The sequence below is a fragment of the Pseudomonadota bacterium genome (genome assembly GCA_018242545.1).
Classification (GTDB): Bacteria; Pseudomonadota; Alphaproteobacteria; order 16-39-46; family 16-39-46; genus 16-39-46.
In genome coordinates this window covers 1-8,374 of record JAFEBT010000073.1, presented here as the reverse complement: position 1 = coordinate 8,374, position 8,374 = coordinate 1, and the positions used below count along the sequence as shown (strand labels likewise).

The 8,374-nt window shown below is 38.4% G+C and carries 1 protein-coding gene and 2 rRNA genes; all 3 read left to right on the top strand.

Features of this window, described 5'->3' with window-relative positions; translation table 11 throughout:
- Positions 1-1,097 precede the first annotated feature (1,097 nt).
- Positions 1,098-2,235: ribosomal RNA gene (locus JSS34_07775) — 16S ribosomal RNA — on the top strand.
- A gap of 119 nt (positions 2,236-2,354) precedes the next feature.
- Positions 2,355-6,443 (top strand): 23S ribosomal RNA (locus JSS34_07770).
- Together the 16S and 23S rRNA genes form the textbook arrangement of a ribosomal RNA operon.
- 1,198 nt (positions 6,444-7,641) lie before the next feature.
- Positions 7,642-7,917: a F0F1 ATP synthase subunit A gene (locus JSS34_07765; GenBank protein MBS0186212.1), complete on the top strand. Its 276-nt coding sequence runs from the start codon at positions 7,642-7,644 to the stop codon at positions 7,915-7,917.
- Positions 7,918-8,374 lie beyond the last annotated feature (457 nt).

Sequence of the window (8,374 nt, the reverse complement as noted above, 5' to 3'; positions counted from 1 at the left end):
GGAGAGTAGATTTAGGAGAGTAGATTTAGGAGAGTAGATTTAGGAGAGTAGATTTTAGGAGAGTAGATCCTTAGGAGAGTAGATAATTAGAAAAGAATAGTAGGTAGAAATCAGGGAGAAAAGCCCATTAGAATATTTAGTAGAGAAGTGCTCTCTACATCTTTTAGATGCATTTTTTAGGGAAAGAAAAGCCCGTAGAAAGAGCCTCTCGTAGAGTGCCAGGGAGAAAAATCGCATATAAAATGATTTGTAAGAAAAAATGCAATAAAGGTCATGTAGCAGCAAGGGTAAAAGATAAAGAGTCTAAGATGGTCCTCTTAGTAAGGCAAAAATGAAGGGAAAATAGAAGGGAGTAATTAAGAAGATAATTTAAGAGAATATTTTAAGAGATAATTTAAGAAGATAATTTAAGAGAATATTTTAAGAGATAATTTAATAGATAATTTAAGGGAAAATAAAAGGTAATAAATCAGGATAAAAATTCGCAAAGAAGAAAAGATTTGAAAGATGAGAAAGAAGGGAAATATAAAGGCATAGAGTAGGGCATAGAGTAAGGAATAGAGAGGAATCGAGAGGAATATAGTAAGGCATAGAGTAAAGAAGATCGAACGAAAGAAGGCGAGAAAGAGCCCAAATCTAATCTAATCTAATCTAAGCTAAGATCAAAAGCAAAAAGAAGTCAAAGTTTAGGGGGAGATCTAGTGGGAGATCTAGTGGGGAAATCTAGTATGTAAATCAAGTGTGGGAAGATAGGGTCGAAAAGATCATATATCCCCGCGATAAGACCCCAAGAAATGAATCCCCCCCTCGCCCCAACGGGGTAAGTAATCGAGAAATAAGTAAAAGTCAAATTAGTGCTCATTAGCAGGAGAAGAAAAGCACTAGAAGAAGAGTAGGAGAAGAGCAGGAGAATAAAATCACTAGTAGAAGAGAGAAGATAATCGAATCTGTGAAGGCCCCAGGTCTAGGTGAAGTATGAAAAAATCGGCATATACTAAGAATCAGGCCCAAGAACGACGAAGTCTAAAATAAATAAATAATACCTATATGAAACCTAAAAGAAATTAGGTAAAGTAATAAAGATCGAATCTTATAATAGGATATAGCGTTTGATATTGGCGCAGGGAGAATGCTAGCGATGAGAACCAACACATGCAAGTCGAAAGGCGAACGGGTGAGTAAAAATTCGGTATCTACCTCAACAGAGAGGGGCTGAAAGACGATTAGTTAGTAGGCGGGGTAAAGGCCCACCTAGGCCAAGATCGTTAGCTGGTATGGAAGTATGAGCAGCCACACTCGAACTGAAACACGGTCGAGACTCAATAACCGAGGCAGCAGTGGAGAAAATTGTGCAATGGATGAAAATCTGACACAGCTACATCGCAAAGAAGCACTAGGGATAGTGACCAGAGTGTAGAAAGAGCCGTCCAAGTAGCGTGCCAGCAGACGCGGTAAGACGCTGGGCTCGAGTATTTCCCGTCATGACTAGAGGTGTAAAGGATGCGTAGGCGGATCATAATAAGATCTAGTGTTCGAAGAAAGATTTAAGAAAGGTTAGTGTATCGGTGGAATGAAGAGAGATTAACAGTAATACCAAAGGTGAAGACATAAATCCCAAACGAACAGACGTTGAGGCATGAAGGCTTAGGGAGCAAACAAGATTAGATACCTTGGTAGTCTAAGCAGTAAACGATGATTACTAGATACTCAAAAAGTGTCAAAGAGAAATCGCTAAGTAATCCACCTGAGTACTACGGTCGCAAGACTAAAATTTAAAATAATTGGCAGTTTAGAAAATCTAGCCGGAGGAGCATGTAGCTTAATTCGATAACACACGAAGAATCTTACCTAAGTTAGTGTTCGCAAGAACTCAGATACTGCATGATCGCCGTCAGTCTGTATAGAATATAACAAACAAAATCCATTAAAATGGAAGACGTCAGATGATATGGTTCATATACTTAGGGCAGCATATGTGCTACAGTGAGCGGAGTAGAGCGAAGAAAATATGTAAATATGATCGACCAGTAAAACCCGCGAGAAGAACGGAAAATTGTTTGCAATAACGATTGGAAGGCGGATTCGGTAGTAATCACAAATAAGTAAGTTGTGGTGAATTTAGCAATTCTATTTGTACAAATTGCTCATCATCTCAGGGAAGTGTATTTATACATGATCTTGAGAAAGTTGAAACATGGTTTCGGTACGGGAACGTGCAGAAGGACAGAGCGCGTATAGGTTATCAGGCAAACTATCTTCCTTCCAAGTAGACGAGAGGAGTTCGAGTCTCCTTATGCGCAACGAAAAGTCCACACAATAGTATGGGTTAAAATCCAAATATTATTGTAAAAGAATTCAAAGTAAAAAGGAAATTACGAGGGAAGACTAGGGTGTAGAGACAGGGTCGAAAGAACATCGAAAGTCTGATCCGAGAAACGCCGACGATCAGGAGACCATAGAGGGAAACCTCTTAAAAGAGAAGACTCAGCGAACTGAAACATCTAAGTAGCTGAAGGAAAAGAAATCAAAAGAGATTCATGTAGTAGTGGCGAGCGAACCATGAGAAGTCAAAAGTCTAATCGAAAAAGAGCCGAAAGCGCAACAGGGTAAAAGAGTCCCGTAGGCCCTAAAAACGAAGAAGACAAGAGTACAACATGTAAAAAGGTTGGAAGAACGGGGAACCGAAACTCGAAGACTAAATATCTCTACACACCGATAGTGCAAGAGTAACGTGAGTGAAAGTTGAAAAGATTAGCAAAGCTAAAGTGAAAAAGAACCGAAAATCGTAATGACGGAGCAGCCAAGAAGAAGGCGTACCTTTTGTATAAGTGCGAATCGTAAGCAGTCAAATGTAATGCTAAGAAAATAGCCATGCCAACGTTGTGGCATGATCCTACTTAGATGTGGATACAAAGTAATTAGTATTTGCAGAGCTCTAAGGACAATGAACCAAAACATCGTGGTAGATGTGGAGGGCTAGGATGTGTATCTAAGATGAATGAAAGTGAATCGACATTAGAACCTTCGTAAAAGGTAAACCCGACCACTAGAAAGGGTTAAGTGTTAGGTGTAAAAGTTTTATGCTCTCTTACGCACAACGTCAAGTAACACCGGAGGAAAGTCGGCATCTAAGGATCAAATAATGTACATAGGATTGAACGAGGTAACTCCAATAATTGCTTCCGCAAGGGAGAAGCAAGTCAGTAATGGCATGTATAGATTAGTGGAGAGAAGACAAACAAAAAGCGAAAGCTCATCGGTAATAGAAGAGATAGATCAGTACGGTCGCAAGACAGGAAGATGATCAATTCGAAAGAATGCAGACTTGTTTAAGGGTGAGACGCGCTATTAATCGTAGTAGCAAGGCACATGAACCTGCGAAAATCCGCAAAAATCGAGAGAGGCATGTGCCGATACGAAGATGTAGAAAGGAGCTAATATTAGTATAAAGAATAGGTCAGCATAATATGAGACCAACAAAGTCCAGTCAAGTAGATAGTAAAAAAGCATCAAATTACGTCAAGTAGCAACAACGATAAATAATAGTTGCATTCCATTACAGGAACAGAAGTGAAAAAGCAACTGTATCCGAAGTAAGGAGGCGATAAACAAAGAGTCTTGCTTGAGCCGTATGCATAGAAATGTGCAAGTACGGTTCTGAGGGGGGGAAAGATCGAAATATCCTACCTATCCCAATTGGGCGTGCAAGTGATATATAGTAGCAAGTCGCAAGGCGTAGTGAAAACGAAGAAGCTACAGTATATCGGACCCGAAACTAAATGATCTACTCATGACCAGTTTGAACTAGTTTGTAAAAGAATTAGGAAGGAACGAACACGTGAATGTCGCAAGATTCTGTGATGAGTTGTGAGTAGGGGTGAAATGCCAATCGAATTTAGAGATAGCTGGTTTTCTGCGAAAACTATAAAGGTAGTGCCTTGTATGTGAGTAACTAAGGTAGGGCAATAGGCGACATCTATAGAAGAAGTCAAGAATCACCGAATGTAGAGACTATGAAGTACAAGAGTCAGACTTAGGGCGATCAGGTTCTAGGTCAAAAGGGAAACAACCCAGAATAGAAGTTAAGGTCATTAATAGAAGCTAAGTGTGCAAGGACAGTAAAGTAACATAGACAACTAAAGAGTAGGCTTGGAATCAGCCAGCAAACAAAGAACGCGTAACAGCGCATTAGGTTAGGTTATTTTGCGCCAAAAATATAGGTGGCTAAGCTTTTAACCGAAACTCTAGAAAGAGGTAGCAGAACATTTCGTAAACTCGAAAGAGATAATGCATGCATGAGTAACTAAAAATCAAGAAACAAGATTGACCGTAAGCTCAAGGAGTAACAAGACAGTACCTAAGTAACAAAACCTGAAAAGGAATGATAATGGAGATAAGGTCGGGAATTGTAGTATTGTAAAATATTATAATAATCAGGAAAGGCCCGCCTAAAGAAAACTGTACCAATCTACCACAAGTGAGCAAGTAGAGAATACAAAGGTCAATGCATAACCATCCTAAAGGAACTCGGCAAAATGTACCGGTAAGGCAACGAGAACGGTAACTTTTAAATAAGTAGCATAGAATCGGGAAGGCCGACTGTTTACTAAAAACACAGCTATTTGCGAACATGTAAATGGAAGTACAAGTAGCGATCCCTGCCCAATGGTCGTATCCGAAAGTTTAAGATGCAAGTCAAGGATATAAGGACGACTAAATGGCTGCAGTAACTCTGACTGTAATAATGTAGCGCAATCAATAGTCTATTAATTGTAGACAGGTATGAAGGGGAACACGAGCTTTCCGCTGTCTCTAGGATGAAGCAAGTGAAATTGGAGTCGTAGTGAAGATACTATGAGATATATGGCGGGACAAGAAGACCCTAGAAGCTTAAATGTTATCATAAGTTGCTATGTTAAGATTGCCAAAGTAGAGAATTAGAGAATCTTAAGATAAAAGTGAAAGACTAAAAGGCTAATATTGACATAGCTAAGATTAATAAAAGCAAATAAGACGACATCTTATGAGAGACATTTTGAATGGGGCGTTAGCCTTTTAAAGAGTAACAAAGGTTATCAAAGGTCGGCATAGAAGCGCAATAGTAAAAGCCGGCTTGACTGTAAAGTAGATATACAGAGCAGGGTCGCAAGACGGATATAGTGACCAGCTACAATGTAATGGTAACAAGTAGCAATCAAAAGGGAAGCTACTCTAGGGATAACAGGGTAATTGAGAATAAGAGTCCATATCTATTTCTCAGATTGCCACCTCGATGTTGAATCAACGTATCCTGGGGCTGCAGAAGGTCCCAAGGGTCCAACTGTTCGTTGGATAAAACGTTACGTGATTTGAGTTTAGAACGTAGAATACTGCGTTAATCGGAAGAGATTTCGATAAAAAGAATCAACTTATATCGGTGAAGCCTAAACCCTATTGGCAAACTCCCAATCAATCGACAGGGCAAGGTAATACCGAGGGAAGGAAAACTAAGACCTCATAAAAATCAATTCAGCTAAAAGTAAATAATGAAAAATAATGAATGAAAAAAGTAATAAATGAAACACAGAAGGCATATATAGCCGGTATAATCGATGTAAATGGTAGTATAATGGCTCAAATAGTGAAACATGAAAGCTATAAATATCATTATGAAATCCGTGTGTCAGTAGTATTGTATCAAAAATCGATAAGACATTGGGCGAATCTAGAAATGCAACAAGAGATAGGAGGAGAAGTCCGACAAAGATCGAAAGGAATGTCAGAATTGACAATAACGGGATCGACACCAGTGAAGAATCTATTAGAAAAGATATTACCATATTTAAGATTAAAGAAACGAATAGCGGAATTGGTATTAGAAATAATAAAAGATAAAGAGAGAGCAGTAAGCAAAGACAGCTTTTTAGAGGTATGTAAAAAAGTAGATAAAGTTAGCGAGCTTACAGCCACGAAAGGTCGAAAAACAACCTATGAAGTGGTAAAAGCCTCAATAGAAAAAGAAACTTAGTGACCACCTGTAGAGACTTAGCCCATAGCAAAAGAGGAAAAGCTTAGGGCGGATAGCTGCCAAATCCTCGCAGTTATAACACGTTGACTCCTAAGGCGAAAAAAGCCAAGGATGAAGATATAGTCCATACCACATGAAAATGTGGAGAAAAAATGCGTAAGACAGTTCGGTTTATATCTGCCATATAAGAGAATCAAACATCAAGTTCTGCATTGTACGCAAGGATCCGCAGGACGGTCCCTCTGATATACTTGTTGTCGTAAGGCATAGCAAGGTAGTTAAGGATCAAAGGATAAGAGTTGAAAGCAACTGAAACTCGAAGCCTAAGAAAAATCGATTCATAGGATAGCATAAGACTAATGCAAAGATAGGTAACGGGTGTAAGCAATGAGAATTGTGTAGCCGAGTTATACTAAAAATCCATAAACTTTGAAAGAAAGGAAAGAGAGAATAAAAACAGAAAGGCGTAAAAAGCCCTCGAGAAGATGAGAGAAAGCCCAAATCTAACCTCATAATATCTCAGAAGAAGACCATAGAATAGCACGTAGAAGAAGAAGATCATAGAAAGCCGAGAAGAAGAAGGCCAACTAAGAAGATAAAGAATGCGAACAGAGAAGATCGAACGAAAGAAAGAGAGAAAGAGCCCAAGGGCAAAGATAATCTCAGAAGAAGAAGAACCGAGAGTGCTCAGAAGAAGAACCGAGAGTGCTCAGAAGAAGAAGAAGATCATAGAAGGTAAACTAAGAAGATAAAGAAGGCTCAGAAGAAGAAGAACCGAGAGTGCGAACGAAGATATAGTATGAAGATCCCGTCCGAAGATCGAAAGAAAGAGAGCAAGAAGATCGAAAGAAAGAGAGCAAGAAGATCGAACGAAAGAAAGAGAGAAAGAGCCCAAATCTAATCTAATCAAATCTCCTCAGAAGAAGATCACATAGTGCGAACGAAGAAGGTCACATCGAGCTCAGAAGAAGAAGAACCCATCGTGTGAACGAAGATCTCGTATAAAGATATAGTATGAAGATCCCGTCCGAAGATCAAAAGAAAGATCGAAGATAACCCCCTGAGATCAGAGAAGGCCGAGAAGAAGAAGATCATATAAGGCTCAGAAGAAGATCTCAGAAGAAGAAGGTAAACTAAGATGATAAAGAATCTAAGAAAAAAGTCATAAAGGCGACCTCCAGTTTCCTACGAAGAAAGAGTGGGGGAATCTCCGGAAAAAATCCCCTTTAAATAGGATGAATAATCGTAGGAGAAGTCCGTCGCAGAGCAGACAAAAGGTTAGAATCCTTAAGTGATAGCAACAAAGGAAAATGACAGGAAATATAACAATATTAGGATCTCCATTTGAGCAATTTGAAATAATTCGAATAATCCCTCTAAAAATCGGAGATACATTAGATTTATCAATAACAAACTCAACAATATATTTAGCATTAGCATTGGGTATATATACAATAGCATATAAAGTCAATATCGAGAAAGGTCAATTAGTGCCAACACGATGACAAGCGGTAATCGAGATAATCTATACACAAATAGTAAATATGGTAATGGATAATATCGGAGATGGAAGATATGTACCATTAATCTGAACAATATTTATAAACTTAGCAATAATGAACCTAGTCGGAATAGTGCCATACACATTTACACCAACAGCACATATAGTAGTAGGATTTGGAATGAGTTTAAGTATATTAATAGCAGTAACATATTTAGGATTTGAGAACTATGGAAGTAACTATTTAGCAATGATGATGCCATCAGGAAGTCCAATGGTATTAGCATTCTTACTAGTAGTATTAGAATTCTTATCACAATTAGCCCGAGGAGTGTCATTAGGAGTTCGATTAGCGGCGAACATAACAGCCGGACACGTATTATTTGCGATATTATCCGGATTTACATGAACAATGTTGACAGCCGGAGGAATAATATCAATATTAAGTATATTCCCAATGTTTGCAGTAGTGTTTATAACAGTATTAGAAATGGGAGTAGCATTAATCCAAGCTTACGTATTTAGTATCTTAACTTCTATATATATTAACGATTCAGTTCATATCCATTAAAATGCCACAACTAAACGTAGAAACATTTGTAACACAATACTTATGATTAGTGATAATACTAAGTATAGCATACTACAAGGCCTATAACAACTTAGCATTAGCGGAAATAATCAAAATCCGAAGAAGCTCAGCCGGCCAAGGAAAATAATCAAGGGGCAAAAGCCCATAAAAAGACAAAAAAAAGAATAGTCAAACCCATAAAAGGGTAAGGCATCGAGGTAGATAGTCCCAGCGAAGCACAAAATTCTACATAACATTCTACATAACATTCTACATAAAATTCTACATAACATTC